Here is a 25,673-nt window from a genome sequence, read left to right as displayed (position 1 = left end):
GTGACAATGCCACCGCCGGGTAGGTGCCCGGCCTGGCGGCGGGTAGGCCCGGTCAGTGGGAAAGCGCCAAACTCATGCCATTCACCGAGACAGTGCGCGTACCGCTTCGGCGCGCGAGGTCACGCCGAGCTTGGTGAAAATGTTCTTCAAATGGAACTTGATGGTGTTGTCCGAAACCTGCAACGCACGCGCGATGGCCTTGTTGGTCAGCCCTTGAGCCAGCAACCGCAGTACCGCCTGCTCCCGCTCGCTGAGCGCGGCAGCATCCGTCTCCGATTCAGGCCCTTGCCAGTCTTCGACGACCGAATTGATGAACAGGTCGCGCACTCGCGGCAAGCGCGCCTCGGCGTCTGAAATCGTCTGAGCCTGAATCAAAGGCAGCAAGACCGGCCCGAGATCACGGAACAGCTGCCGATGTCCTTCGAACATCGCGCGGCTGACAGCCGTATCGAACTCCTGTCGGGCTCGCCAATGCTCCCCAAGCGCGTGCAATGCCAAGGCCCGCAGCGCGAGTGCTTCGATGTGTACGCGCCAGTGGCCGGCGAATCTACTCGCGTCGACCAGCGGTGAAAGCAAAGCGAGTGCCGCGGAAGGCTGATGGCGCTGAAGTTCGAGCCTGGCAAGCGCCAGCTCCCGCCGAAATCGAACCCGAGGCGATTGGCTCACGGCCAGCCGGGCCCGCGTTGCCGCCTCGAGTTGCATGACGATGGGCGTCTCGACCTCGCCCGCTGCCGCGCGCTCGGTCAACTCCAGTATGTCCGCAAAATCTTCCAGGCGGCTGATGTCACGCGCCGCCGCCGTCGCCCTGGCGCGTCGGATTACTTCGAGTGCCGCTGGCGTTCCGCCCCTTCTGCGCGCGATCGCCGCCGCTGCGGCATAGCTGCGAGCCAACAACTCGTACCAGGTCTCGCCCTGCTCCATCGCTTCCAGCGCCGGCAGCAACAACGACTCGGCCGCTTCGACGTCACCGAGCTCGTACAGTGTCGCGCCCAACATGCATGCGGCCACCGCCTCCGTCTCGGTGTTCGGGCCCGTCGTGTCGCGAGCCAGGTTCCAGGCCTGGCGCAACAACGCTTCGGCATCTCGCAAGCGCGCGCTCTCGAGCAGCGCGCAGCCCTGGTGAACATAGACGAACACTTCTCCAAAGATGGAGCCCTGGCTGCGATAGTGACGAGCCGCATCGTCGCCAACCGCGAGCGATGCGGCCAGGTCTCCCGCATCGATATACATCGAACACAGAATATTCCCGTAGGTGGCGCGCAACACATGCTCGTCCTGCGGTAGCCGCGAGACTCGTGCGACCAACGCCTCGCACTCGCGGTGAGTGATCGGAGCGTCCTCATAACAAGTCACGCAGGCTTCGATGACGGCTGCGTCGTACTCGATCAAAGGATCGTCGAGCTGACGCAGGTTGATCTTCGAGCATTCCTGGCGCGCCTCGCGAATCCTGCCCTGCTTGCTCAACATCAGTATCCAGGCCAGGTGCGAGCGAGGAAACTTTCTCAGCACGCCGAGCGGAATGCGCGTGAGCGCATTGCGTGTGAGACCGATATTTCCGCCCACGATCAAACGCCAGCCACCGGCGCGCTCGAACAGGCCAGCGAGCAGATCTTCGTCGCCCGTGGCGAGCGCGTGGCGAACTGCTTCCGCATGCAGGCCTGCCTGGAAGAACCATTCGGCCGCGGCACGATGCAGTGATGTTTCGATCTCTGGCGCGTCGCTGCGAAGCTCGGCGAGCGCTGTGTCGCTGAGCAGGCGGTGATAGCGCAGCCAGTGCTCACCACCATCCCAGTGGCTGACCACCAGATCCTTGCGTTCCAACGCCGCGATGATCTCGTCCACAGAGGCTTCCGGGCACAGAGCGGTGGCCAGATCGCGAGAGAAACGATCGACGACGCATGTACGACGCAGGAACTCTCGCTGTTTCGAATCCAGGCTTCGAAGAATCTGCTCAGTGAGATAACCGCGCAGATTCGTACCCGGATTGGCGAGCGCGGCGAGCACTTGTTCCGTATGCCAGCCTGCACCGAGCCATTGACGCACGGTCGCGAGTGCGATGGCCCAGCCATCCGCTCCCGTGGCAAGCCGGCTCAACTCTTCATCGCTCAACGCCGCGACGGCTGGATTGAGCAGGCGGCGTGTTTCTTCATCGGTGAAGCGCAACTCATCGGCGCTGATCTCCAGTCGCGCGTGCGAACCGCGAGCGGCAGTGTTCGGCAGTGATGGCCGAGATCGGCCTGCGACGACGAAGCTGATTCGCGCGGCGAGCGTATCGATCAGCCTGGCCAACGCCGTGTCCACGGCGTCGCTGCCCGGGCCGTGGCTTGCGAGCCGATGATAGTCATCGATGATCACGACGGTACGCGCCGTCGAGCGCTCGATGGCACCCGTCAACGCCGCGACGATCGAGCTGACCGGCACATCGGGAAAGCCGCGCGCCGCCACCGGACCGAGATGGCCGACTTCGATGCCGCTGGCTTCCAACGCCGCCGTCAGGTAAGCAAAGAACTGCAAAGGATCGGCGTCGTCTTCATCGACGGACAACCAGGCGACGCGGACATTCTGATTGCGCAGGCAACGCGCCCATTCGGCGAGCAGGCTGGTTTTGCCGAACCCCGCCGGCGCGTGCACCAGCGTCAGCCTCGCCTTGAGCAAAGCCGGCAGCCGCTTGCGCAGGCGATGCCTGGGAATGAGCCGATCGGTCGGCGCGGGAGGCTCGAGTTTTGTGCGGATCAGCCACATGGCGCTAGCTACATACCGCAACTGGCAGCGCAGGTCGACTGCGGCCTTACGTGCGGCCGGCTGGCGCCGCCCGGTACTCAGACAATATCGCGAGCGGGCTTCGGGTGCGTAAACTATTGGCGTAACGCGAGGCGGCAACATCGGGGAATCCCTCCGCCGGCGTTCGAGGAAACAGCGATGCCAACCAGAAAAACCAATGCCTCGAAGGCCAGTACACGCGCCCGGCGCAAGTCGCTGCGGCTGCATGGGACCATCGCGCGAGACATGGGAATGATGATCGTCTCCGGCCAGTACAGGCCGGGTGACATTCTCAACGGCGAGATCGACGCCAGCGATCGGCTGCAGGTGTCACGCACGGCCTACCGCGAAGCGGTGCGCATCCTCGCCGCCAAAGGACTGGTGGAATCGCGTCCCAAGGTCGGCACACGCGTGAGTCCGCAATCGAGCTGGCACATGCTCGATCCGGATGTGCTGTCCTGGATCTTCGAGTTCGAGCCGGACGATACGGTGCTGGCGAACCTGTTCGAGCTGCGCAAGATCGTCGAGCCCGAGGCCGCGGCACTGGCCGCCATGCGCCGCACCGACGAACATCTGCAGGCGATGGAACAAGCGCTCGAAGGCATGACCACTCATACGCTGGCGAGCGAAGCGGGCCGCCTGGCCGACCAGGAATTCCACTCGGCCATGCTGCGCGCCACCGGCAACGCATTCATCGTGTCCCTGACCAGCGGCGTCAGCGCGGCGGTGTCGTGGACCACGATCTTCAAGCAGCGGCACAACCCGTTACGCCGCGACCCGATTCCCGATCACCAGAAAGTCTACGAAGCCATCAAGGCCTCCGACCCCAAAGCCGCGCACGCCGCGATGCTGAGCCTGGTCGAGCTCGCGCACATGGACACCCTCCACGCACGCAAGCCCAAAGCCAAAGCAGCTATTCCAGCCAGAAGCTGAAGTAGACGTAGATTCCCACCACCAGCGTGAGAATGATGATGGCGAGCGCCTGGTTGCCCTTATCCCAGCTGCGGCCAATCTCTTCGCCGTGCAGGGCGCGGATCGACGAGTAAGTCAGCCCTTCGATCTGCGCCGCTACTGGCGCCGGACTGGTGAGCGAGCCGACGATCATCAGGATGGCGCTGGCGACGAACAGAATGCCGGTGGCGTACAGGAAATTGAAATCGCCGATGGCCGCGAGCCACGCCGGGTCGGCGATCTTGCCGGCACCGAAAAATGCCTGACAGGTGAGCTTGAACATGCCCAGCACGAAGCCACCAGCCAGCGCCCACACGGCACCGCGACCGTTGAGTCGTTTCCAGAACAATCCGAGCAGGAACACCGCCGTGATCGGTGGCGCGAGATAACCCTGCACGCTCTGCAGATATTGATACAGCCCGCCGCCGGAGATGACTTTCATCACCGGAATCCATAGCAGACCGAGACCGACCACCACTGTGGTGGCGATGCGCCCCACCATGAGCAGGTGTTGCGGCGAACGGCCCGGACGGAATTTCTCGTAAATATCGACGGTGAACAGCGATGCGCTGGAGTTGAAGAGCGACGCCAGCGAGCTCATCAACGCCGCGAGCAGACAGGCGACGATCAAGCCGCGCACACCCGATGGCAGCAGCGCTGTCACCAGCGTGGGAAAGACGGTATCGCCGTCGATCACCGACTGACCGTCGACCATCTTCATCGGCAGCTGCAACAGGCCCTTCTGATGTAACGCCCAGCCGATCATGCCGGGGACCAGGAAGATCAACACCGGCCAGACTTTCAGCAAGCCGCCGAACAGCGCGCCGCGCCGGGCCGAAACCAGATCCTTCGCTGACAGCGTGCGCTGGACGATATATTGATCGGTACACCAGTACCAGATGCCGATGATGGGCGAGGCGATCATCACGCCGAGCCATGGAAAATCGGGATCGCTCAGCGGCCGCCACAACGCGAACTGCGCGGCATTACTGCTGGCCGCACTGACCAGCTCACCCCAACCCGCGGCGACACCGGCGCCGTCGCCCAACTTGGTCAGGCCCATCCAGGTGATCACGAACGAGCCGAACAGAATGATTACGGCCTGTGGCGTCGCGGTCGCCATGATGGCACGCATGCCACCGAAGACCGTGTAGATGCCGGTGAGAATCACCGTGGTAAACGCGCCGACCCAGAAGGCGTTGTCGCGCGAGCCGAAAGTATCTGGCAGCAGCGCCTGAAACACGATCGCGCCGGCGAACACCGTGACGCTGACCTTCGTGAAAACATAGGCAACCAGCGAGACCACGGACAGGATCGTGCGCGCCCGCGCATTGAAGCGGCGCTCGAGGAATTCCGGAATCGTCTGCACGCCGGACTTGTAATAGAAGGGCACGAAAAAGCCCGCGAGCAGGATCAGCACCCAGGCGTGCAGCTCCCAGTGCGCCATGGCCATGCCGGTGGAGGCGCCCTGCCCTGCCAGGCCGACGATGTGCTCGGAGCCGATGTTGGATGTGAAGATCGACGCGCCGATGGTGATGAAGCCGGCGTTCCGGCCGGCAAGGAAGTAGTCGACACTGTCGCGCTGGTGTCGGCCATACCACCATGCCAGCACGCCGATCATCACGAAATACAGCGAAATCACCAGCCAGTCGAGCGCGGTCAAAGAAGAATTTTGCACCGGTACCCCTGAACTTCTCGTGGAATGGTCTTGTTGAGTGCCAGTGCGGGTGTCTTAATGCGCCGGCAACGGAAACGCTGCTTATCTCATGTCACGGATCACGGCATTGCCCGCCGGGACGCGGTGGGCTATTGTCTGAGTATATCAACATCAAGAAGTTCATGCGGAGCTCTGTCATGCCTCTCACGGGTCAGTTGTTCATCGGTCGCGAACGCATCGCGACCACCCAAACCTTTCGCGCGGCGAATCCCGCCACGGCTTCGGAAATCGAACCGCCGTTCAGCTCGGCCGGCGACGCCGAAGTGGAGCGCGCCTGCCAACTGGCCAGCGAGGCTTTCGACGAGTACCGATCTCTGGACAGCGAGGCACGCGCAAAATTCCTGGAAACCATCGGCGATCGCATCATGGCGCTGGGCGATGAGCTGCTCGAGCGCGCCCATGCCGAATCCGGCCTGCCCCTCGTCCGCCTGACGGGCGAGCGCGCCCGGACGGTGAATCAGCTGCGCCTGTTCGCCGATGAATTGCGCAAGGGTGGCTGGCAAGGCGTTCGCATCGATCCCGCGTTGCCGGATCGTAAACCGCTGCCGCGTGCGGACCTTCGTCAGCGCAAAGTGCCGCTCGGCCCCGTCGTTGTATTCGGCGCGAGCAACTTTCCGCTCGCCTTTTCCGTCGCGGGCGGCGATACCGCGTCGGCGCTCGCGGCTGGCTGTCCCGTCATCGTCAAAGGTCATTCTGCTCATCCGGGCACCAGCGAATTGGTTGCGCAGGCCATCAGCCAGGCGGTCGCGGAGTGCGGTCTGCACCCCGGCGTGTTCTCGTTGTTGAACGGCAATTCGCGTGCGCTAGGCGCGGCGCTGGTCGCCGACTCGCGCGTGAAGGCCGTTGGCTTCACCGGATCGCGCGCTGGCGGTGTGGCCCTGATGAAGATTGCAGCTGCTCGACATGAGCCGATTCCGGTTTACGCCGAGATGAGCAGCGTGAATCCCGTGCTGTTGTTACCTGGCGCGCTGGCCGCTCGCGCCGAAGCCCTGGGCAAGGAGTTCGTCGCATCGCTCACTCTGGGCTCGGGACAGTTCTGCACCAACCCTGGCCTCGTGCTCGTTCTCGAAGGGCCCCACGTGGATACGTTCATCGCAGCGGCGAGCGCCGCGCTCGGTGGCTCGGCTCCCCAGGTGATGCTGACCGGCGGGATCTTCGATGCATATCAGAAGGGCGTGGAGCGTCTCGAGACCAGCAAGAACGTGAAGACCATTGCACGCGGCGCCGATACTGCCGGCAAAAACTGCGGCCGCGGCGCCTTGTTTTCCGTCTCGGCGAGCTCGTTGCAGGCCAATCCGGAAGTCATGGAAGAAGTGTTCGGCGCCTCTTCCGTCATTGTCCGATGCGCCAACGAGGCGGAGCTGCTGGATGTGCTGGAGAAGATCGAAGGCCAGCTGACCGCGACGCTGCATGTCACGGAAGAAGACTATGCGCTCGCGCGGAGCCTCCTTCCTACGCTCGAGCGCAAAGCTGGCCGCTTGCTAGCGAACGGCTGGCCTACCGGCGTCGAGGTGTCGCACGCCATGGTTCACGGCGGTCCGTACCCGTCGACCTCGGATGGTCGCAGCACTTCCGTGGGCACGCTCGCCATCGAACGTTTCCTACGACCGGTTTGCTACCAGGACATTCCGGATGCGTTGCTGCCGCATGTTCTGAAGCGTGGCAATCAAGCGTCGCTGCCGCATCGACTCGACGGCGTCTACAAAGCCGGCGGCTGATGGATGAGCCTGCGTCTGATACAGGTGCGCGCTGACCCGGAATCTGCCGGGAGTCAGCGTTTCGTAGCCCTGGTGGACGACGTGGGCGTCGCTCGCAAGGTGCGCGGCTTTGTCAGCATCTACGAGCTGGCACAAGCCGCGCTCGACAGTGGCAGCTCGTTGGCTGCCATTGTCGAGGCACGCATTGCCGAGGAAAAACTCGATCTGCAGGAGCTGCAGGCATCCAACCGCCTGCTCGCTCCCATCGATCATCCGGACCCGGCGCACCTGTATCTGACCGGCACCGGCCTCACGCATCTCGGCTCCGCCGAAGGCCGGGACAAGATGCACAAGGCCGCCGCTGGCGGCACGCTCACCGACTCCATGCGCATGTTCAACATGGGGCTGGAAGGCGGCAAGCCCGCGGTCGGCAAAGTAGGTGTGCAACCGGAGTGGTTCTACAAAGGCAACGGCTCCTGCGTGGTTGCCACAGGCGAGGCCTTGCCCTCGCCTGACTTCGCGCTCGATGGCAGCGAAGAGCCGGAGATCGCCGGCATTTATCTGATCGACGCGGAAGGCAATCCGCATCGCCTCGGCTTTTGTCTCGCCAACGAGCTCTCGGATCACATCACCGAGCGTGGCAATTATTTGTGGCTGGCGCATTCGAAGCTGCGTCACGCGGCTCTCGGCGCGGAGTTATTGACGGGCGAGTTGCCCGCTGATGTGCGGGGCACGAGCCGTATTCTTCGCGATGGCAAGCCCCTCTGGGAAAAGCCGTTCCTTACTGGCGAAGCCAACATGTCGCACACCATCGCCAATCTGGAACATCACCATTTCAAATATGAGCTGTTCCGCCGGCCCGGCGACGTGCACGTGCATTTCTTTGGCACGGCGACATTGTCCTTCGCGGAAGGCGTTCAGACGCGTGAAGGCGATGTGTTCGAGATTCAAGCGCCCCCATTCAACGTGCCGCTCCGCAATCCGCTCACGCGGCGCCAATCACCCACGGTCGCAGTGAAAGCGTTATAGGTCATGAGCCCAATCAAATTCGCCATCGTCAGCCTGGCGACGCTGACTTTTGTTCCGCTCTCGGCCAGCGTGGCCGAATCCGTCGCGGTCTCGGTGACTATTCAAGCCGACAAGCCCGGCGCCACGATCGACAAGAACATCTACGGCCAGTTCGCCGAACATCTCGGCCATGGCATCTACGAGGGCATCTGGGTCGGCGAGGACTCGCCCATTCCCAACACCCGCGGCTATCGCAACGATGTCGTTGCGGCGCTGAAGAAACTGAAAGTTCCCGTGGTGCGCTGGCCCGGCGGCTGCTTCGCCGACGAGTATCACTGGCGCGATGGCATCGGCCCGCGAGACAAGCGCCCGGTGAAGGTCAACACGCATTGGGGCGGCGTGGAAGAAACGAACGCGTTCGGCACGCATGAGTTTCTCGACTTCGCCGAATTGATCGGCACGGACGCCTATGTGTCCGGCAACGTCGGATCGGGCAGTCCGCAAGAAATGGCCGAGTGGGTCGAGTACATCACTTCCGATACCCGATCGTCGCTTGCGGAACTGCGCCGGAAGAACGGGCGCGAGAAGCCGTGGAAGCTGCCGTACTTTGGCGTCGGCAACGAAACCTGGGGCTGCGGCGGCAACATGCGGCCGGAATACTTCGCCGATCTCTACAAGCAGTTCGCCACCTTCATCAAGGCGCCCGCCGACAACCGGCCGCTGAAGATCGCAAGCGGCGCCAACACCGACGACTATCACTGGACCGAGGTGATGCTGTCGCAAGCGGCCAAGCACATGGATGCTTACTCGGTGCACTACTACACGTTTCCTGGCAGCTGGCCGAAGAAGGGGTCATCGACCGGCTTCACCGAGGATGCATGGGCGTCCACGCTGCAACATGCGCTGCGCATGGACGAGTTGGTGACCCGGCACTCGGCCGTCATGGACAAGTACGACCCGGACAAGAAGGTGGCCATGTACGTCGATGAGTGGGGCACCTGGTACGACCCGGAGCCCGGTCGAAACCCCGGATTCCTGTATCAGCAGAACACGTTGCGCGACGCGCTGGTCGCGTCGTTGACGCTGGATGTGTTTCATCGTCACGCCGACCGCGTGAAGATGGCGAACATCGCGCAGATGGTGAACGTGCTGCAGGCGATGATCCTGACCGACAAGGAGAAGATGACGGTCACGCCGACGTATCACGTGTTCGAGATGTATATCCCGTTCCAGGGTGCTACGTCATTGCCGGCCGAAGTGAATGGCCCGGCATATCAGCGGGGCGAGTTCTCTCTTCCGCAGGTCTCCGTGTCCGCCGCGCGTGATACGGCTGGAAAGCTGCACATCGCGTTCACGAATGTGGATCCGAATCGTGGCGCTTCGGTGACGACGAAAATCGAGGGTGCGAGTGCCAGATCACTCACGGGTCGGATCCTCACAGCCAACACCATGGATGCGCACAATACGGTCGATCGTCCCGAAACTCTGCAGCCCGCGCCGTTCAAGGCCAGCCGCAAGGGCAACGAGCTTCGTGTGGAGTTGCCACCGAAGTCAGTGGTGGTCGTCGCGGTTGATTGAGGACGGCACCCGCCCGATCACCTCCGTCCTTTGCGCGCGGGCTTCTTCTTGGGTCGGGATGCCACGACACGGTCCGCATCCGCCGAGCCGAAGCCGCTGAGCGCCACGGGCGGAGCATCGGGAAATTCCGCGATCAGGTTCAGTCTGCCGCCCATCGCCTCCACGTAACCGCGCAAGGTCGACAGCATCATGTCGCTGCGGTTCTCCAGCTTGGAGACACCGTCCTGGCCGATGCCGAGCGTTTTCGCCATGTGCGTCTGGGTCAGGGTACGCGCCTGCCGCAGCGCGCGAAGCGATTTCTCCTCGGCGATCAATAGCGCCGCGCGCGCCTCGATCTTTGCGCGCCGGTCGGCAGGGAGCCGTGCCAGCATCTCTTCCAATGTCTTGCCCATGTTCATACTCCTTGCCATTGCTGCCTTCTCAGAACCGCCAGATGCTCATCGAACCGCTCGTCGGCTTTCGCGATCAGTTGTTTGTAGAAGCGCCACTCGCTGCCTCCCGACTTGTCTCCGGCGACCAGCAGGATCGCCTCGCGTTTCGGGTCGAAAGCAAAAGCCACTCTCCAGACACCGCCCTCCGCCTCGAAGCGAAGCTCCTTCATGTTGGCGTGGGTCGATCCTTTCAACGTATCGACGCGGGGGCGCCCAAGCACCGGACCGAACTCCTGAAGCCAACGCAGTTGCACCAGAAGCTCGTCCTGAACCTCGCTGCCGAGCTCGTCGAACTCCGCCTCGAACAGAGCGTGGAACCGTATCGTCCATGACATGGCCAGTATGCCTCTTGATGAATATGCCGTCCAGTGAATGTTGGAACGGTCCGGACAGCGGCGACCGTCCTCGGAGCCTAGCTCGAAGCTGACAGTCGATGAGGCTGCTTGAGCGGGCTTTTCGCCTCGCTATGGCGTTCTCTTCTAAGATGGCTCCGAGCGTGACTGCGCGGAGATCGCCGCGCGCCGACCGCGCGGCAACGAACACTAGTGGTTGTGCCGCGGCACGCCCTTAGTCTGCGCCAGCCGCTGATACTTCACGGCTGATTCGAGCACAGCGCCCGTTTCCGCCTGACCGACGGCGGCGCGTTGCATTTCCTGCCAAGGCGTCTGGCTCGCGGGGACGGGATATCCGCCCGCCTCTTGCAGAGCCTTGCGGCGGCGATTCAACTCCTCGTCGTTGATGAGAATGTTTGCTTCGCCCTTGCGCAGATCGATTCGCACGCGATCGCCACTGCGCAGCAGTGCGAGGCCGCCGCCGACCGCGGCTTCCGGCGATGCATTGAGAATCGACGGAGACCCCGACGTGCCCGACTGCCGCCCATCGCCGATGCAAGGCAGGTTATGGACGCCTGCTTTGATCAGGTTCACCGGCGGACGCATGTTCACAACCTCCGCGGCGCCGGGATAGCCGATCGGCCCGGTGCCACGCATGAATAACAACGTATTCTCATCAATGCCAAGCGACGGATCATCGATGCGCGCGTGGTAATCCTCCGGGCCATCGAACACGACGGCACGTCCTTCGAAGGCATCCGGATCATTCGGATTGGAAAGATACCGAGCGCGAAATTCATCGGAGATCACACTTGTCTTCATGATCGCCGAATCGAACAAATTGCCGCGCAACACACTGAAGCCCGCGCGCTTCTTCAATGGCTGGTCGAACGGCTTGATCACCTTGGTGTCGAGAATGCTCGCGCCGCGACAGTTCTCGCCGAGCGTATGGCCATTCACCGTCATCGCGGATTCATTGATCAAGCCTTGGCGCATCAACTCCGCTACTACTGCGGGCACGCCACCTGCGCGATAGTAGTCTTCGCCCAGATATTCCCCGGCCGGCTGAAGGTTCACGAGCAAGGGAATGTCCAGCCCGTATTCCTGCCAGTCGTCGATGGACAACTCGACGCCGATATGCCTCGCCAGCGCATTCAAATGAATGGGCGCATTGGTGGAGCCGCCGATTGCCGAGTTCACGCGAATGGCATTGATGAACGCCTCGCGAGTCAGAATGTCGGAGGGCTTGCGATCGGCCCACACCATCTCGACGATCTGCTTGCCGGTGAGATAAGCGCACTCCTGCCGATCGCGCAGCGGCGCGGGAATCGCCGCCGAGCCGGGCAGCGACATGCCCAGCGCCTCGGTGAGGCTGTTCATGGTCGTCGCCGTACCCATGGTGTTGCAGTAACCGGTCGAAGGTGCTGAAGATGCGACCAGTTTGATGAAGCCCTGATAGTCAATCTCGCCCGCGGCCAGCAACTCACGAGCGCGCCAGACGATGGTGCCGGAGCCAGTGCGTACACCCTGGTACCAACCATTGAGCATGGGCCCGACCGACAGTGCGATGGCGGGCAGATTCACCGTCGCTGCCGCCATCAAGCAAGCCGGCGTAGTCTTGTCACAGCCCACCGTCAACACGACTCCATCGAGCGGATAGCCGAACAACACTTCGACCAGTCCGAGATAGGCGAGATTGCGATCCAACCCCGCGGTGGGCCGCTTACCGGTTTCCTGAATCGGATGGACTGGGAATTCCAGCACGATGCCACCGGCCTCGCGCACGCCCTCACGCACACGCTCCGCCAGCACGATGTGATGGCGATTGCACGGCGACAGGTCGCTGCCGGTCTGCGCGATGCCGATGATCGGCTTGCCCGACTGCAACTCCTGCAGCGACAAGCCGAAGTTCATGTACCGCTCCAGGTATAGGGCAGTCATGTCCGCATTGGCGGGATCGTCGAACCAGGCGCGCGAGCGCAGACGACGGACAGCGGACGGATGGGCATCGGGTGAAGTCATGATTGGACTTTGAGCTCAGGAGGATCGAGGAGCGGCGGAGAAGCGCAGCAGCAGCGTATTCACATACGTCTGTCCAGGGTTCAGCCGTGCGCTGGGAAAGTCCGCGTGATTCGGCGAGTCCGGAAACACTTGCGGCTCCAGGCAAAAACCGTCGGCTTGCCGGTACACGCGCCGGCTCTTGCCGACGCTGGTGGCATCCAGGAAATTTCCGGAATAGAACTGCACGCCAGGTGCGCTCGCGAGCAGTTCCAACACGCGCCCGGATTGCGGGTCTTCGACACGAGCGGCGGGGCGCAATCGACCAGGCTCGCCATCGATGATGAAGTTGTGATCGTAGCCGCGACCGAGGTGTAGCTGTTCGTCGCTGCCATCGCGAATACGTTCGCCGATAGCGTGTGGTTGACGAAAATCGAACGGCGTGCCGGCCACCGAGCGGCGCTCGCCAGTAGGAATCATCGTCTTGTTCACTGGCGTGTACTGGCTGGCAAACAACATCACGCGATGATTGAGCACGTCCGTGTGTGCAGCTTCGCCCGCCAGATTGAAATAGCTGTGATGGGTGATATTGGCGATGGTCGGGCGATCCGTGGTGGCGCGATATTCGATGCCCAGTTCGTTGTCGTCACCAAGGGTGTAAGTCGCCGTCACCTGCAGTGTGCCGGGATAACCGCCCTCGCCATCCGGACTTATATATGTAAGCACCGCGCGGGCCGGCGAACCTGCCGCGACGGACTCGACTTTCCAAAGCACCTTGTCGAAACCAAGCGTGCCGCCGTGCAGGTGATTGGGCCCGTCGTTGGTCTCGAGCTCATACTGCTTGCCGTCCAGCGTGAACTTGCCAGCGGCAATTCGATTGGCATAGCGGCCGACCGTGGCGCCGAAGTACTGCGGCTGATCCAGGTACTGCTGAGCTGTCGCATAGCCAAGCACTACATCGGCTGCCCTGCCGTCGCGATCCGGAACGAGCAACTGCTGGATGACCCCGCCGAGCGCCAGAATGCGCACGGACATGCCACGCGCATTGGCCAACTCGACGCACTCCACTTTGCGACCATCCGCCAGCGTTTCGAGCTCTCCACGCCGGGCTGCCACTTCCCCGGTCACAGAGGCATTGAAGCTATTGACCACGAGCTCCCCTAACAGTCAGCCAAAGATCATTCTAATACTCAGACAAAATGTCGGCAAATATACCGTCGTTCACAGCCGGCGCCACTGCTTTGTGAAACCAGATCACGCACAATGCGCCAGCCCGGCAGCTGCGCCGGAGCATCGCCCCGCCCATGGAGTCGATATGAAAGGATGTCTCGAATTGAATGGCGAGTTGCAAGTTCGGGCCTGCCTCGCCGCCGCCATCCTGTGTGTCACTCTCGGTGGACCGGTTCGGGCCGCCGAATTGCTCATCGAGCAGGTGACCGTCGTCTCTCCCCAACACAGCGCCGCGCAGCCCCAGCAGAACGTGTTGATACGTGATGGGCGCATCGTCTCCGTCAGTTCCAAGTCCGTAAGCCCCGCACCGGGCGCGGTTCGCATCGATGGCCGCGGCAAGTTCCTCACGCCCGGTCTCATGGACTCGCATGTTCATGTCGGCGATGTGCCCGGCCTCCCGCTCGGTGGCAACGATCCTTCATTGAAGCCGCTCCAAGAAGCGTACACGCGCCAGCAGCCTCGCAGCTATCTCTACTACGGCGTGACTCAAGTGCTCGATCTCTTGAGCGCTCCCGAGCGCGCCGATGCGTTCGAGGCTCAGCCGCAACACCCAGATCTGTTTCGATGTGGCGCCGCCACGCTGCTGGACGGCTATCCGGCGTTGTTCGCACCCGCCGAGGTCCGCTATGCGCTCTTTCCGGACTACATCTACGAGCCTGCGAATGCGAAAGACCATCCGTTGCCCAAAGGCGCCGACGCGGCACAACACACGCCCGAGGTCATCATCGACCGGCTTGCGGCGAGCGGTGCACGCTGCATCAAGATATTCATCGAAGATGGCTTCGGTGTCGCCTCGAACTGGCCCGTCATGAGCAAGGACACCTTGCAGCGAGTGCGAGCCGCGACACGCAAGCGCGGTCTGCCTCTCATCGCACACGCAAATGCGATCGACACGCAGCGCATGGCATTGGAGGCACAGGTCGATGTGATTGCTCACGGCCTGTGGAATTGGAATGAATACTCCACCGACCAGGGCGTGCCGCCCGCCATCGCAGCACACCTGCGCGAAATCCATGCGCGAAAGATCGGTTATCAACCGACGATGCGAGTGATCGGCGGACTCGCCGATCTGTTTCGTGAGGACACGTTGAAAGATCCCGCGTATGCCAAGGTAGTGCCGCGACCGCTGCTCGAATGGTATGCGACACCGGCGGGTCAATGGTTCAAGGAAGAAATGCGCAAAGAGATGGGCGGCGCGCCCGACATGAAGGCCATGCACAACTTCATGGTGATCAGCTCGTATGGCATGCGCGCGGCAAAGTATCTGCACGACCTCGGCCATCCGTTGCTGTTGGGCAGTGACACTCCCTCGGCACCGACGTATGGAAATCAACCCGGCTACGACACGTACCGGGACATGCGCATGCTGGCGCAGTCGGGCATTCCGTTGTCCGCCATCTTCCGTGCCGCGACCCTCAACAATGCGCGGCAGTTTGGTTTGGACAAAGATTACGGCACCGTGGAGGCCGGCAAGATCGCAAACCTGTTGCTGCTCACCGCAAATCCGCTCGAAACCATGCGAGCGTGGACCAGCATCGACAGGATCATCCTGCACGGCACGGTGATCAAGCGCGAATCGCTGGCGGCGCCCCGCGAATAGCCCACTGCGAATAGCCCACTAATGAAAGAGCTGAAGTGCTCGCGGCAATGACGCTGCTGAAAACGACTTGCCTTCCATCACCGCGGCGAGAACTTCGATACTCGGCGGCAGATCGGCCGGGTTGTAGGGCTTGCCGATGAGGCCCAGCGCCAGGTCGCGATTCTCGAACGCGGATGGGTGCTGACCGCTGACGAAAACCGCAGGCACATGCAACTCGCGCAGTCGCTTCGCGAGCTCGACGCCATCACCGGCGCGCATCAAGTCGATATTGATCAAGGCGAGCGCCGGATGACCGTTGCGCGCCAACTCCAACCCTTCCTCCAGCGTGGCTGCAGGACCCAACGTGCGATGGCCGGCGAGCTCCAATTCAGCAACCGTGCTCAGCGCGCAGATCGGCTCATCCTCGACTACCAGAATCAACATCTTCGTTTCGACTGTTACCGCGTCGTCTCCTGAATCAGGCAACGTCGCGAAAGTGTGAATCGTTCCTGCGGTATGCCGCACGCCACCAGGCAACGACGGAACGCAGGCAGCGCGTCGGGGATTTACACCGGTCGCATCCACGAGGGGGTTGCTCATGAAATCCGCCAGCCTGGTCGCCTTCACCCTGCTGCTTGCCGCCTGTGGTCGAAACGAGGACGCTTCAGTCGCCGATGCGCCGCCACCGGCAGGCGATAGTCCCTCGGTTGCAGCCACGACCGAGCCCGATCCCACGGCGAGCGCCGAAGCGACCGCTGGCGCCGCTGTTCAGCTCTCGCCCACTCGAGGCAACACAGCCAACGGCGGCTTGAAACTCACCGCTGCCGGCACGGGCGTGAAACTCTCCGGCATGCTGCAAGGTCTGCAGCCGAACAGCGAGTTCGGATTTCATTTCCACGAGAAAGGCGATTGCAGCGCGCCCGACGCCACCAGCGCCGGCGCTCATTTCAATCCCACCAACCAGGCTCACGGCAATCCGCAAACGCAGCCCCATCACGCCGGCGACATGATGAACGTGAAATCGGATGCGCAGGGCGTGGCCGAGGTGAGCATCGACAATCCCGACGTGTCGCTGCAAACCGGTCAACCCAACGACGTGATCGGCAAGGCGCTGGTACTCCATGCCAAGCCCGATGACTACCAGACGCAGCCCTCCGGCAATTCCGGCGACCGCATCGCCTGCGGCGTGGTAGCCATTCAAACGAACTGATCCGCTCGTTGCTCAACTCACGGAAGGCGGCGGCGCATAGTGGTAAAGCGCTGACGCATTGCCTCGCGCCACGCATTCCGGATTCGGCTTGCCGCGCACGATGTACCAGTGAGAGCGATTGGCGATTCCCAATGACTTGCTCGTGGTATCGGCGAAGCATCGTGCGCGCGCGTGTTCGTTGACGACCAGTTGCCGATCCTCCGAACCGCTCAGCCACAGCGCGGCATCCGCCGCTTCCTGATCGGGCTCGCGCCAGCGTGCATGGCCGAAATGAACAATGGGGCGATGCACGTTCAACAGGTACTGCTCCTTGAAGCCGACGAAGCCCAACTCGTCGTTCGGATCGTCTATCTGCTCGACGCGCGCGATGAACGCCGCGCCGGAGCGAATCGCATTCATCTTCGGATTGACCCAGTAACTCACCGTGAGCAACGCCGTGGCGAGCAGGCCGGCGAAGGCTATGGCTCCGCGCATTGGTCTCACGATGACGCAGATGAGCGCACTCACACCACCAATGACCAACAACGGCCCGAGCACGTCGAGGTCATACCTGGCGATGAGCTCCTGGCGCAGTTCTGGACGGATCATGGTGAATACCGCACCGAGCAAACAAACCGCTGCGATCACCGCCGCCAATACAAACATCGCGCGTTGTACCGACCGCCGCTGCATCAGCTCCAGTAGATAAGGACCACTCACCAATGCGAGGGCCGGCAAGGCGGGCAACACATACACACCGCGCTTGCCACTGCTCAAGCTGAAGAACAGCAACACCAGCGCGATCCAGGCCAACGGCAGTACGACGCGCAAGTCGCGTGCCTGCCATGCCTTGCGGAAATGGGGTATCAACCAGGGCAACAGCAACGTCAGCGGCAGCCACAGTCCCGGAATGACTTTGACGATGAAATACCAGAACGGCTCGCGGTGATGCCAGGCATCCGTATAACGACCAACGGTCTGGCGGAACAAGATCTCGTCTCGATACGCCGCCAGCGTGGGATCGGCGTTGGCCGCGAGCAGCATCGGCACCAGCCAGGTGCTCACGGCCGCGAGAAACGCCAACGGACCGATGAGCCATGTCGCGGCACTCGTGCCCTGCACGCGCGGCGACCAACCAGAGCCACGCAATAACGCAAATGGAATGAGGACCAGCAATGGCAGGAAGCCCACGCCCTTGGTGATCACGCCGAAACCCGCGGCGCCCCAGCCCACGGCGTACCAACCCCAGGCCGGTCCGAGCAACAAGTGGCGCAACAAGCCATACAGGCTCAGCACCACCCAGAACAGCAGCGTCGCGTCGATCTGCGCCTGCCGCACCTGCCAGACGAATTGAATGGTCAACAGCAGTGCCAGTGCAGCGGCCAGGCCGCTCTCCCGATTCCACAGGCGGCGGCCCAAGTCGTAGATCAACACGAGACAGGCGAGCCCGCTCAGTAGCGATGGCAGCAGGAAGGCAACGCGCAAGCAGCCTGTCGCGAGCAGCGACAAACCCATTATCCAGAAGTACAGCGGCGGCTTGTCGCCATACACGTCGCCGCCCACGCGCGGCAGTAGCCACTCGCCCGTGGCAACCATGTCTCGCACGATCAACGCGAAGCGGGGTTCATCCGCCGGCCAGGGATCACGCAGGCCGATGCCGGTGGCAATGAGCAGCAGGCCTAGACCCAGAAGCCAGAACAGGTCGAGCCGCACGTCGCGTTCGCTGTTGCTGCCGGCGCGGAACCAGCTCTCGACCCAACCGGCCTGCCTCATTCATCGTGCCTCATCTTTTCGTCGCAATTATGCCTGAGCGCCGCAAATCGACGTTGGACGCGAGCTGCGAGCAAAACCAATCGCGGCGCAGGCAAGCTTCCTTCAGTCGATCCGGCCGGAGTCGCACCACCAGTATCGGCAGCCGCCTTGTGCGAGCCGAAGCATGCAACCGGGGTTTATGATTGCGCCCTCGACCCCGACCCCGACCAGGCGCGATTGATTTGTCCCGGTATTCCCGTCCAACCGGCCAGTGATCCCCGAAACCCTCACCGACGACGCGCTGATCGCCGCCATGCTGAAAGGCGACGAGAGTGCTTTTCGCCGCTTTTTCGAGACGTATTTCCCCCGCGTCTACCGCTTTGCCCTGCCGCGCCTGGGCAACGACGCGGAGGCCTGCAAAGAAGTGGTGCAATCGACGCTGATCAAGGCCATGCGCGGGCTGGCCGGGTTCCGCGGCGAGGCGGCGTTGTTCAGTTGGCTATGCCAGATCTGTCGCCGCCAGATCTCGGACTATCTGCGCGCCCACAAACGCCATCAGCAGAACCTGATGCTGATCGACGATACGCCCGGGCTGCGCGAAGCCCTGGAAGCCATCGCCGCGCCCGCCTCGGACGAGCCATTGCAGGGTTATGGCAACGCCGAAACCCGCCGTCTGGTGCAGGTCGTGCTCGATCGGTTGCCGGCGCGCTACGGCGATGTACTGGAGTGGAAATATATCGAGGGCCGCAGCGTCGAGGAAATCGGCACGCTGCTCGGCGTCGGACACACGGCGGCGCAATCGCTGCTGGCCCGGGCGCGGAACGCATTTCGCGAAGCTCTGGAGACAGTATTTGGTTCGACTGCGAGCGATGTGCTCGCTGGTATGAGAAAGTAGCGCCATGACGACGGTACATCACGAGCCCGAGTCTAACGACGCCAGCATCGAAGAGTTGCTGCGCGAGGTCGGCGCACGCAACGAGCCGTCGCCGGAGACGGCACGCGACGTCATGTCCGCCGTGCATGCCGAGTGGCGGGACATCGTGCAGCAACGGCGCAAGCAGCAGCGCGTCGTCGCCTGGCGAATCGCGGCCGGCTTGGTACTGGCCGTGCTCGTTACTACTTTCGCCTACCGCTTCATGGCGCCCGAGCCTGCGCAGGTCGCCAGCGTCGCCTATGTGGACGGTCACCTGCTGGCCAGCGCCGGCAGCGCTGCTCCAGAAGCGCGTACCAGCGGGCAGTTCATTCGTGTGGGTGACACCGTGCAGACCGATACGCAGTCGCGCGCCGCCTTCACGTTTGCTCACGGACTATCGTTGCGCCTCGATCACGACACTCGCCTCACTGTCGATGCGATCGACCGCATCACCCTAGCGTCCGGCGCGGTTTATATCGATGCCCCTCCAGCAGAGCGCGGCCAGGGCGACGCGCTGATAGTGAACACGTTTGCAGGCTCGGTACAGCATGTCGGCACTCAATATGAAGTGCGCGCTCAAGCCAACGCCATGCTGGTCAGCGTTCGCGAAGGCCGGGTGCTGCTGACCAGCGCGACGAGCTCGAACACCGGCGAAGCGGGGCAGGTGCTGCACCTGAATACCGAGGGCGAGCTGACTCGTAGCATGCTTTCGGCCACCGATCCCTACTGGCGATGGACGCTGCAAGCTGCGCCCACATTCGACATCGAGAACCAATCGCTGTCCGACTTCCTGCAGTGGATCGCTCGCGAGACCGGCCGCCACGTCACTTACTCCACGCCGCAAGCTGAAGCCGCCGCGGCAAGCGTGAAGCTGCGCGGCTCCATCGCGGGCCTGGATCCGGATGCAGCCTTGGCTGCCGTGCTGTCCACGACGCAGTTCCGTCGCTATCAAACCGACGCAAGCGAAATCGGCATCGAGCTGGCAACCGGCGATTCGCAATAGGCGCCGCTGTCCGGCGACATTCTTCCGTTCACACCACACTCGACAACAGCCCGCGCCATTCATCGGCCTGCTGGCCGAGCACATATTCGAGCTTGCCGCGGGCCGGCACATTGCTGCCAGCGGCGCCCCCGCTCCGGGTATGATTCGCGGGCACCGACCCCGCTCCATCGGCCTCAATGGGATTGCAATGAAGTCAGCGCTACGGCGCGCCGCCTGCCTGTTGACCGGGATGTTGATCAGCCATGCCGCGCTTGCGCAACTGCAAGGACGCGGTGTAGGCGATGTACTGAACGAGTTGCGCGCCCAGGGACTGGTCTTCATCTACAACGACCAGATCGTTCCGTCGTCTTTGCGGATCGAGGGCGAACCGCGTGCGCATCACGGCCTGGAGCTCGCTCGCGAGATTCTTGATGCGCACGGGCTGACGCTCTCGGAAGCGGCACCGCGCGTCTATGCGGTCGTTCGCAACTCATCGCCCGCACGGCCCCCGCGAGCAGCGCCCCCGCCGAAATCCGAGCCTGCCAGGCTGGAAGAGATCGTGGTTCAGACCAGCCGTTACACGCTGGCGGCGGAGGGCGTCGCACCCAAGAACTTTCTCAGGCAGGACGAGGTGCAGGCCATGCCGCGCCTCGCGGAGGAAACATTGCGGGCCGTACAAAGATTGCCGGGCGCGGCCAGCAACGGCCTGTCGAGCCTGGGCTCGATCCGCGGCGGCGCGCCGAACGAAACGGCGATCGTGCTCAATGGGCTGCGCCTGTACGAACCCTTCCACCTGAAGAACTTCTACAGCCCGGTCAGCCTGCTCGACTCGCGCCTGATCGACAACATCGAATTCTATTCGGGCGGCTTTCCGGCGCCGTACGGCGATCGCATGAGCGCCGTCATCGACGCCCACACCATTCGTCCGGGGCAACGCTACTACGAAGCTGGCGTGAGCCTGTTTCATACCAATGCGCTTGCGGCAACGACGTTCGATGACGAGCGCGGACAGGCGCTGATCTCCCTACGGCGCAGCAATATCGGCGAGCTGGCCCGGTACACCGAGGAGGATTTTGGTCGGCTGATGTATGAAGACGGCTTCGGCCGGATCGAATATGCAATCACCGATAGCACGCGTGTCTCGCTCGACGCGCTGGCCTCCCAGGACAAGGTCGTCGCCAAGCGGGACCAGGGCACTCAGAAGTCGCGCGCCCTCTACCGAAACAGGTATGGCTGGCTGACGCTCGAGCATGATTGGTCGCCGACGGCATCGAGCCGGGTGATCGTCTCGGCGACCGATCTGCTCAACATACGGCATGGCATGGTGGAACAGCCCGGCCAGCGCAGCGGCAGAGTGGATGACGAGCGAGCCTTCAAGATCGCCGGGCTGCGGCTGGAAAACACGCTCCAAGCTGGCCAGGTGAATCATCGCTTCGGCGGCGAAGTGCGCGAGCTGTGGGGCGATTACGATTACTCGCTGGATCTCACCGTCGCGCCCGGCTTTCCTTTTTCCGACTCTCCCGGCTCGACCACCACGCGCAGCGCCTCGCCCGCGCCACAAGGCTACGAGAACTCGGCTTATTGGGACATGCGCACCAGGCTCGGCGAACGCTGGACGGTCGAAGCCGGCATACGCCTCGATGTGCAAACCTACGACGGCAGCGACGATGGCGAGCAATGGAGCCCACGCTTGAGTGTGCTCTACGTGCTCTCGCCCGCCACCACGCTGCGCGCCGGCTGGGGGCGCTTCCATCAATCGCAGGGGATCAACGAGCTGCAGGTGGAAGATGGCGTCACGCAGTTCCATCCGGCGCAGCATGCGGATCACGCGATACTGAGCATGGAGCACGCTTTCGAGGCTGGGTTCGATCTGCGCGTCGAAGCCTATAGAAAATATTATCGGAGCATCCATCCACGCTTCGAGAACCTGCTCGATCCGCTGGTGTTCTTTCCGGAAGCGGAATACGACCGGCTGATGGTGGATGCTCGCAGCGCTCGTGCCGAAGGCATTGAGATGCTGTTGCAGATGCGGCCGAAGGGCTCGTGGAGCGGTTGGCTGAGTTACACGTTATCGCAGGCCACCGACCGCATCGGCGATACGAACGTGCCGCGCAGCTGGGATCAGCGGCACGCCGTCAACCTTGGCGTGACCTGGGCCAGCGGGCCATGGACGGCGACTTTCATCAACAGCTTTCACAGCGGCTGGCCGACCACCTCGCTGGTCTTCGACCCGGCGACCGGCGAGCCGCGCATCGATCCTTCCGTGCGCAATCGCAGCCGCCTGGGCGATTTCAATTCCATCGACCTGCGAGTGACCCGCACTTTCATCCTGCCGCGGGGCGCGCTCGACGTGTTCTTCGAGATGAGCAACGCCACCTCCCGGGAGAATCCTTGCTGCGTCAAATACGAGCTAGAGCGCAACCCGGACGGATCGGCCAGGTACGTTCGCGACGTGAACTCGTGGCTGCCCGTCGTACCCTCCTTGGGCCTGCTGTGGCGCTATTGATCTGACCTCTGGGTCCTGAGCCCGACGGCCACGAGGTTGGCGATCTCGCGGGCGATGTGTTGCTGTTGGAGCGGATCGCTGGGCACGTCGTCCTTGACCAGCCAGCTGAGCAACCCGGGCAACATCAACGCGCGCGCATGCACGTCCACATCCCTGATGCTGCCCTCGCTGATGCCCTGGCGGATGAGCTCGTGATACGCATCGCCGAGCTGGTCGGAGCGCACTGCGAACTTCGCTTGCCCTTCGGGCGAGAGCGCGGCATGCCCCACTAGCGGCGACAGCGGAGTCAAATCCTCATTGGGATACGCGCGCGCAAGCGCATCCATCGACGCGGCCAATGCCTCCATGCGCGTGCCCGAATATTCGAGCATGCGGTCCTTGATGAACAGGAAAATGCGGAATGCGCGCTCGTAGCACGCCGACACCACTTCCTGTTTGCTGCCGATGTGATGGTGGAACGTGCGCTTGGTCGTGCCCAGCTGCGCGGCAATTTCTTCGAGCGACGTGGAATCGATGCCCTTGCGATTGAAGGCACGCGAGGCGGCTCGCAGCAGCGCTTCTCGTTTAGCCTCGAGCGCGGCGTCGCGATCGAACGCGCTCACCACTTGCGGCGCGAGCTTGGAAAGATCGAGCGGCCGGAAATCGGGCAGCTGCCGGCTCGTCGAAAAGCCTTCCAGTACCGTCGCCATCACGGCGGCCCGCAATCGCTCCGCCCCCATGGGACCGACGGCATGCGTCCAGGGCCGCGCCAGCGGCGCCCATGTCACCAGGCTGAGAATGACACGCGCATTCACTTCGATATCGCAGGCTCGCAGTACGCCTTCGCGCTGGCCGGTTTCGAGCAGGTGCGCCAGGCGCGCGGCCAGAGCATCGTATAGGCCCTGAATGGTGTCGCGCTGGGTCTGGTTCATCATGGCGATCTCGGCGCGGGCGGCAATCTCCGGCTCCGCGGGATCGACCATGCGACTGATGAAATCGACCAGCACATCCGCCGAGCTGCCACCAACGCGCTCGGCCTCCCGCAGGTGGCGGGCAATGATCTCGGCTGCGCGCCGGTAGCACTGGAACACCAGATCCTCGCGGTCGGCCACGTAGTGGTACATGGCGCCGCGCGTAACGCCGAGCTTGGCGGCAATTTCCGCCAGCGAGGTGAGCAATACGCCTTTCTGGTTCAATTGGCGCGCGGCTTCGTCGAGCACGCGTTCGTGACGATTGACCACGCCCGCCGCCGAGGGCACTTCGGGGGCGGAGTCGGCCGCGCTGTCTTTGGAATTGGAAGTCATGGTAGTAAACCGGAGTTACCCATAGTAACCGCGCGGGCGCGATCGTTCACCCCGCACTCCCCACGCCTGCCGCTGACCGTCCCGATGGACCGGCGACTGCGCCATTCGGACCAGCGAGAGCCGTTTCACAAATCCAGATTTCGCCCGCCGCCGCCCACCTCACCAGCCCGGGCGAATGAGGTACGCTTCGCCCGTCCGCGGGTGACTCATGCCACCACTACCCGCCAGCTTTGCTCAGGAAGAAAGAAGGCTGATGGAGTCCATCTTCAGCTCGGCAGCGTCGACGCCCGACGCTGCCCGCATCAAGACCATGCGCTGGCCTGCCAGCTTGCGCCTGGGGCACACGACCCAGCTGCTCGGCAAGGCCATTCAAATTTCCAGCAGCGGCATCAGCTTGCTGCTGGACCGACCCGTGCGCGAGTCCGAGATCGGGCTGGTGCGAGTGGATGCGTTCGTGGCCGGCAACCCCATTCGGCTGCAGGCGCGGACCAGCGTGGTCTGCTGTAGCTGCGTGGGCATGGATGGCTTCCGCATTTCACTGCGGTTCCAGGATCTGGACGAGGACGCCCAGAACGCCATCGATACGTTGCTGCGTGCCCGCTGACTCACGGCGGGCACGCAGCCGGCGATCGCCGCGATTACTTCAACAAGCTACGCAGCATCCACGCCGTTTTTTCGTGAACCTGCAGGCGCTGCGTCAGTAGATCCGCCGTCGATTCGTCACCGCCCTTCTCGGCGGCCGGGAACGCCGCGCGTGCAGTGCGTGCCACCGATTCATGGCCGGCGACCAGCAAACGCACCATCTCCATGGCCTCCGGCACGCCTTCGGTTTCCTCGATAGAGGTCAGCCGCGCGAATTCGCTATAGGTGCCCGGCGCGGGATACCCCAGCGAGCGAATGCGCTCGGCGATGGCGTCCAGCGCATTCCACAGCTCGGTGTACTGCTCCATGAACATCAGGTGCAGCGTATTGAACATCGGTCCTTCGACGTTCCAGTGGAAGTTGTGGGTCTTCAGATACAACGAGTAGGTATCGGCAAGCACCCTGGACAGGCCGTCGACGATCTTTTCCCGATCCGTGGCACTGATGCCGATATCGATCGCGACCTCGCCCGGGCCCTTGCCCCGGCCGCCATTCTTCTTGGAACTTTCTTTGGCCATATGGATTCTCCTCACCAAGTCACAACCGGAAAACTCGACACCGGAAATCTGATACCGGACAAGTCGTCGATCTCGTCAGGGATGTTACTGTGAATGCTACAGAGGGCCGCAAGCCGCATCCAACAGTGATGCCCTATGCGAACGATCGATAGGATCGAACCCCACTGTAGCCGACTGGCGACGTCCGGTGTCTCCCGAATTCCATGACGTCATGGTGTTCAGTGAGTATTCACAGCGGATCATTTGGAATGCGCGCCACGTTGGTAGGAAGCCGGCCGTCGGCCGCGCCATGGAACACAAAGGGATTCTGGGAGGCCCTGAATGCGTAAGCTGCTGCTCGTAACGATCATGGGTGCCGTGACCCTGGCGGCAAACGCCAGCGTACAGGCCGATGACGGCGCCAAAGTGGCCGCTGCCAGCCCGTTTGCTGCACTGGACCGTAATGGCGATCATCGTATCAGCCGCTCCGAAGCCGGCTTCGACCGGCTGCTGTCGCAGACCTTTGCCGAAATCGACACCGATGGCGACGGTTTCGTCTCGCCGGCCGAATTCGCCGCGGCCGAAAAGGATCGCACTGCGGTCACCGAGCTCACCCGCCGTTAGCCGC

Annotated in this window: 22 protein-coding genes; 11 read left to right on the top strand and 11 right to left on the bottom strand. The window is 62.8% G+C overall.

Annotation, left to right across the window (positions count from 1 at the left end):
• Positions 1 to 81 precede the first annotated feature (81 nt).
• Positions 82 to 2,742, bottom strand: a complete 2,661-nt coding sequence (locus VGE08_RS10005; protein WP_331067732.1) for a helix-turn-helix transcriptional regulator — start codon at positions 2,740 to 2,742, stop codon at positions 82 to 84.
• A gap of 177 nt (positions 2,743 to 2,919) precedes the next feature.
• Between VGE08_RS10005 and VGE08_RS10000 the strand changes: the two genes are divergently transcribed.
• Positions 2,920 to 3,693: a FadR/GntR family transcriptional regulator gene (locus tag VGE08_RS10000; RefSeq protein WP_331067731.1), complete on the top strand. Its 774-nt coding sequence runs from the start codon at positions 2,920 to 2,922 to the stop codon at positions 3,691 to 3,693.
• On the opposite strand, the gene VGE08_RS09995 is transcribed toward VGE08_RS10000, so the two are convergent.
• On the bottom strand, positions 3,674 to 5,374 hold the full coding sequence (locus VGE08_RS09995; RefSeq protein ID WP_349258668.1) for a sodium:solute symporter: 1,701 nt from the start codon (positions 5,372 to 5,374) through the stop codon (positions 3,674 to 3,676). The two genes, VGE08_RS10000 and VGE08_RS09995, sit on opposite strands and share 20 nt — an antisense overlap.
• Before the next feature lie 191 nt (positions 5,375 to 5,565).
• Here VGE08_RS09995 and VGE08_RS09990 point away from each other — a divergent pair, with 191 nt between their 5' ends.
• Genes VGE08_RS09990 through VGE08_RS09980 form a run of 3 tightly spaced genes read left to right on the top strand, consistent with a single transcriptional unit; the run spans position 5,566 to position 9,711 of the window.
• Complete coding sequence (locus VGE08_RS09990; RefSeq protein ID WP_331067729.1) at positions 5,566 to 7,146, top strand: aldehyde dehydrogenase (NADP(+)); 1,581 nt, start codon at positions 5,566 to 5,568, stop codon at positions 7,144 to 7,146.
• A gap of 3 nt (positions 7,147 to 7,149) precedes the next feature.
• Positions 7,150 to 8,154 (top strand): AraD1 family protein, encoded by a 1,005-nt coding sequence (gene araD1 / locus VGE08_RS09985; protein ID WP_331067728.1) that lies wholly within the window; start codon positions 7,150 to 7,152, stop codon positions 8,152 to 8,154.
• Between the two features lie 3 nt (positions 8,155 to 8,157).
• Positions 8,158 to 9,711: an alpha-N-arabinofuranosidase gene (locus VGE08_RS09980; protein ID WP_331067727.1), complete on the top strand. Its 1,554-nt coding sequence runs from the start codon at positions 8,158 to 8,160 to the stop codon at positions 9,709 to 9,711.
• Between the two features lie 17 nt (positions 9,712 to 9,728).
• On the opposite strand, the gene VGE08_RS09975 is transcribed toward VGE08_RS09980, so the two are convergent.
• The 4 genes from VGE08_RS09975 to VGE08_RS09960 form a co-directional block, all read right to left on the bottom strand.
• On the bottom strand, positions 9,729 to 10,103 hold the full coding sequence (locus VGE08_RS09975; protein ID WP_331067726.1) for an XRE family transcriptional regulator: 375 nt from the start codon (positions 10,101 to 10,103) through the stop codon (positions 9,729 to 9,731).
• A gap of 2 nt (positions 10,104 to 10,105) precedes the next feature.
• Complete coding sequence (locus VGE08_RS09970; RefSeq protein ID WP_331067725.1) at positions 10,106 to 10,477, bottom strand: type II toxin-antitoxin system RelE/ParE family toxin; 372 nt, start codon at positions 10,475 to 10,477, stop codon at positions 10,106 to 10,108.
• 207 nt (positions 10,478 to 10,684) lie between these two features.
• Positions 10,685 to 12,496, bottom strand: coding sequence for an IlvD/Edd family dehydratase (locus tag VGE08_RS09965; protein ID WP_331067724.1), 1,812 nt, complete (start codon positions 12,494 to 12,496; stop codon positions 10,685 to 10,687).
• Between the two features lie 15 nt (positions 12,497 to 12,511).
• Entirely contained in the window at positions 12,512 to 13,624 is a 1,113-nt protein-coding gene (locus VGE08_RS09960) for an aldose epimerase family protein (RefSeq protein ID WP_331067723.1), read from the bottom strand.
• Between the two features lie 163 nt (positions 13,625 to 13,787).
• Here VGE08_RS09960 and VGE08_RS09955 point away from each other — a divergent pair, with 163 nt between their 5' ends.
• Positions 13,788 to 15,302, top strand: a complete 1,515-nt coding sequence (locus VGE08_RS09955) for an amidohydrolase family protein (RefSeq protein ID WP_331067722.1) — start codon at positions 13,788 to 13,790, stop codon at positions 15,300 to 15,302.
• Positions 15,303 to 15,320: 18 nt separating this feature from the next.
• Here VGE08_RS09955 and VGE08_RS09950 read toward each other — a convergent pair whose 3' ends face one another.
• A complete protein-coding gene (locus VGE08_RS09950) occupies positions 15,321 to 15,725 on the bottom strand; it encodes a response regulator (protein ID WP_331067721.1) in 405 nt (134 codons plus the stop codon).
• A gap of 154 nt (positions 15,726 to 15,879) precedes the next feature.
• Here VGE08_RS09950 and VGE08_RS09945 point away from each other — a divergent pair, with 154 nt between their 5' ends.
• A complete protein-coding gene (locus tag VGE08_RS09945; RefSeq protein WP_331067720.1) occupies positions 15,880 to 16,491 on the top strand; it encodes a superoxide dismutase family protein in 612 nt (203 codons plus the stop codon).
• 12 nt (positions 16,492 to 16,503) lie between these two features.
• On the opposite strand, the gene VGE08_RS09940 is transcribed toward VGE08_RS09945, so the two are convergent.
• Positions 16,504 to 18,243, bottom strand: coding sequence for a glycosyltransferase family 39 protein (locus VGE08_RS09940; protein WP_331067719.1), 1,740 nt, complete (start codon positions 18,241 to 18,243; stop codon positions 16,504 to 16,506).
• A 250-nt stretch (positions 18,244 to 18,493) separates the two neighbouring features.
• On the opposite strand from VGE08_RS09940, the gene VGE08_RS09935 reads away from it, so the two are divergent.
• Positions 18,494 to 19,117 carry an RNA polymerase sigma factor gene (locus tag VGE08_RS09935; protein ID WP_331067718.1) on the top strand — a complete coding sequence of 208 codons (624 nt, stop codon included), beginning with the start codon at positions 18,494 to 18,496 and terminating at the stop codon, positions 19,115 to 19,117.
• 4 nt (positions 19,118 to 19,121) lie between these two features.
• Positions 19,122 to 20,138 carry a FecR family protein gene (locus VGE08_RS09930; RefSeq protein ID WP_331067717.1) on the top strand — a complete coding sequence of 339 codons (1,017 nt, stop codon included), beginning with the start codon at positions 19,122 to 19,124 and terminating at the stop codon, positions 20,136 to 20,138.
• Positions 20,139 to 20,166: 28 nt separating this feature from the next.
• Here VGE08_RS09930 and VGE08_RS09925 read toward each other — a convergent pair whose 3' ends face one another.
• Positions 20,167 to 20,292 (bottom strand): hypothetical protein, encoded by a 126-nt coding sequence (locus VGE08_RS09925; RefSeq protein WP_331067716.1) that lies wholly within the window; start codon positions 20,290 to 20,292, stop codon positions 20,167 to 20,169.
• A 33-nt stretch (positions 20,293 to 20,325) separates the two neighbouring features.
• On the opposite strand from VGE08_RS09925, the gene VGE08_RS09920 reads away from it, so the two are divergent.
• Positions 20,326 to 22,623, top strand: coding sequence for a TonB-dependent receptor plug domain-containing protein (locus VGE08_RS09920; RefSeq protein ID WP_331067715.1), 2,298 nt, complete (start codon positions 20,326 to 20,328; stop codon positions 22,621 to 22,623).
• Here the strand turns inward: VGE08_RS09920 and VGE08_RS09915 are convergent.
• Positions 22,617 to 23,906 (bottom strand): TetR/AcrR family transcriptional regulator, encoded by a 1,290-nt coding sequence (locus VGE08_RS09915; RefSeq protein ID WP_331067714.1) that lies wholly within the window; start codon positions 23,904 to 23,906, stop codon positions 22,617 to 22,619. The genes VGE08_RS09920 and VGE08_RS09915 overlap by 7 nt on opposite strands.
• A 208-nt stretch (positions 23,907 to 24,114) precedes the next feature.
• Between VGE08_RS09915 and VGE08_RS09910 the strand changes: the two genes are divergently transcribed.
• Positions 24,115 to 24,510, top strand: a complete 396-nt coding sequence (locus VGE08_RS09910; protein ID WP_331067713.1) for a PilZ domain-containing protein — start codon at positions 24,115 to 24,117, stop codon at positions 24,508 to 24,510.
• Positions 24,511 to 24,544: 34 nt separating this feature from the next.
• On the opposite strand, the gene VGE08_RS09905 is transcribed toward VGE08_RS09910, so the two are convergent.
• Complete coding sequence (locus tag VGE08_RS09905) at positions 24,545 to 25,066, bottom strand: Dps family protein (protein WP_331067712.1); 522 nt, start codon at positions 25,064 to 25,066, stop codon at positions 24,545 to 24,547.
• A gap of 321 nt (positions 25,067 to 25,387) precedes the next feature.
• Between VGE08_RS09905 and VGE08_RS09900 the strand changes: the two genes are divergently transcribed.
• Positions 25,388 to 25,669, top strand: a complete 282-nt coding sequence (locus tag VGE08_RS09900; RefSeq protein WP_331067711.1) for a hypothetical protein — start codon at positions 25,388 to 25,390, stop codon at positions 25,667 to 25,669.
• Positions 25,670 to 25,673: the final 4 nt, after the last annotated feature.

Source organism: Steroidobacter sp., assembly GCF_036406195.1.
Classification (GTDB): domain Bacteria; phylum Pseudomonadota; class Gammaproteobacteria; order Steroidobacterales; family Steroidobacteraceae; genus Steroidobacter.
Note: the sequence above shows the minus strand (reverse complement) of the source record. Positions and strands in the feature narration are given on the sequence as shown.

Coding starts and splice junctions, on each gene's coding strand:
- VGE08_RS10005 (WP_331067732.1), bottom strand. CDS start 2,742: ATGTGGCTGATCCGCACAAAACTCGAGCCTCCCGCGCCGACCGATCGG.
- VGE08_RS10000 (WP_331067731.1), top strand. CDS start 2,920: ATGCCAACCAGAAAAACCAATGCCTCGAAGGCCAGTACACGCGCCCGG.
- VGE08_RS09990 (WP_331067729.1), top strand. CDS start 5,566: ATGCCTCTCACGGGTCAGTTGTTCATCGGTCGCGAACGCATCGCGACC.
- araD1 (WP_331067728.1), top strand. CDS start 7,150: ATGAGCCTGCGTCTGATACAGGTGCGCGCTGACCCGGAATCTGCCGGG.
- VGE08_RS09980 (WP_331067727.1), top strand. CDS start 8,158: ATGAGCCCAATCAAATTCGCCATCGTCAGCCTGGCGACGCTGACTTTT.
- VGE08_RS09975 (WP_331067726.1), bottom strand. CDS start 10,103: ATGGGCAAGACATTGGAAGAGATGCTGGCACGGCTCCCTGCCGACCGG.
- VGE08_RS09970 (WP_331067725.1), bottom strand. CDS start 10,477: ATGTCATGGACGATACGGTTCCACGCTCTGTTCGAGGCGGAGTTCGAC.
- VGE08_RS09965 (WP_331067724.1), bottom strand. CDS start 12,496: ATGACTTCACCCGATGCCCATCCGTCCGCTGTCCGTCGTCTGCGCTCG.
- VGE08_RS09955 (WP_331067722.1), top strand. CDS start 13,788: ATGAAAGGATGTCTCGAATTGAATGGCGAGTTGCAAGTTCGGGCCTGC.
- VGE08_RS09950 (WP_331067721.1), bottom strand. CDS start 15,725: ATGTTGATTCTGGTAGTCGAGGATGAGCCGATCTGCGCGCTGAGCACG.
- VGE08_RS09945 (WP_331067720.1), top strand. CDS start 15,880: ATGAAATCCGCCAGCCTGGTCGCCTTCACCCTGCTGCTTGCCGCCTGT.
- VGE08_RS09940 (WP_331067719.1), bottom strand. CDS start 18,243: ATGAGGCAGGCCGGTTGGGTCGAGAGCTGGTTCCGCGCCGGCAGCAAC.
- VGE08_RS09930 (WP_331067717.1), top strand. CDS start 19,122: ATGACGACGGTACATCACGAGCCCGAGTCTAACGACGCCAGCATCGAA.
- VGE08_RS09920 (WP_331067715.1), top strand. CDS start 20,326: ATGAAGTCAGCGCTACGGCGCGCCGCCTGCCTGTTGACCGGGATGTTG.
- VGE08_RS09915 (WP_331067714.1), bottom strand. CDS start 23,906: ATGACTTCCAATTCCAAAGACAGCGCGGCCGACTCCGCCCCCGAAGTG.
- VGE08_RS09910 (WP_331067713.1), top strand. CDS start 24,115: ATGCCACCACTACCCGCCAGCTTTGCTCAGGAAGAAAGAAGGCTGATG.
- VGE08_RS09905 (WP_331067712.1), bottom strand. CDS start 25,066: ATGGCCAAAGAAAGTTCCAAGAAGAATGGCGGCCGGGGCAAGGGCCCG.
- VGE08_RS09900 (WP_331067711.1), top strand. CDS start 25,388: ATGCGTAAGCTGCTGCTCGTAACGATCATGGGTGCCGTGACCCTGGCG.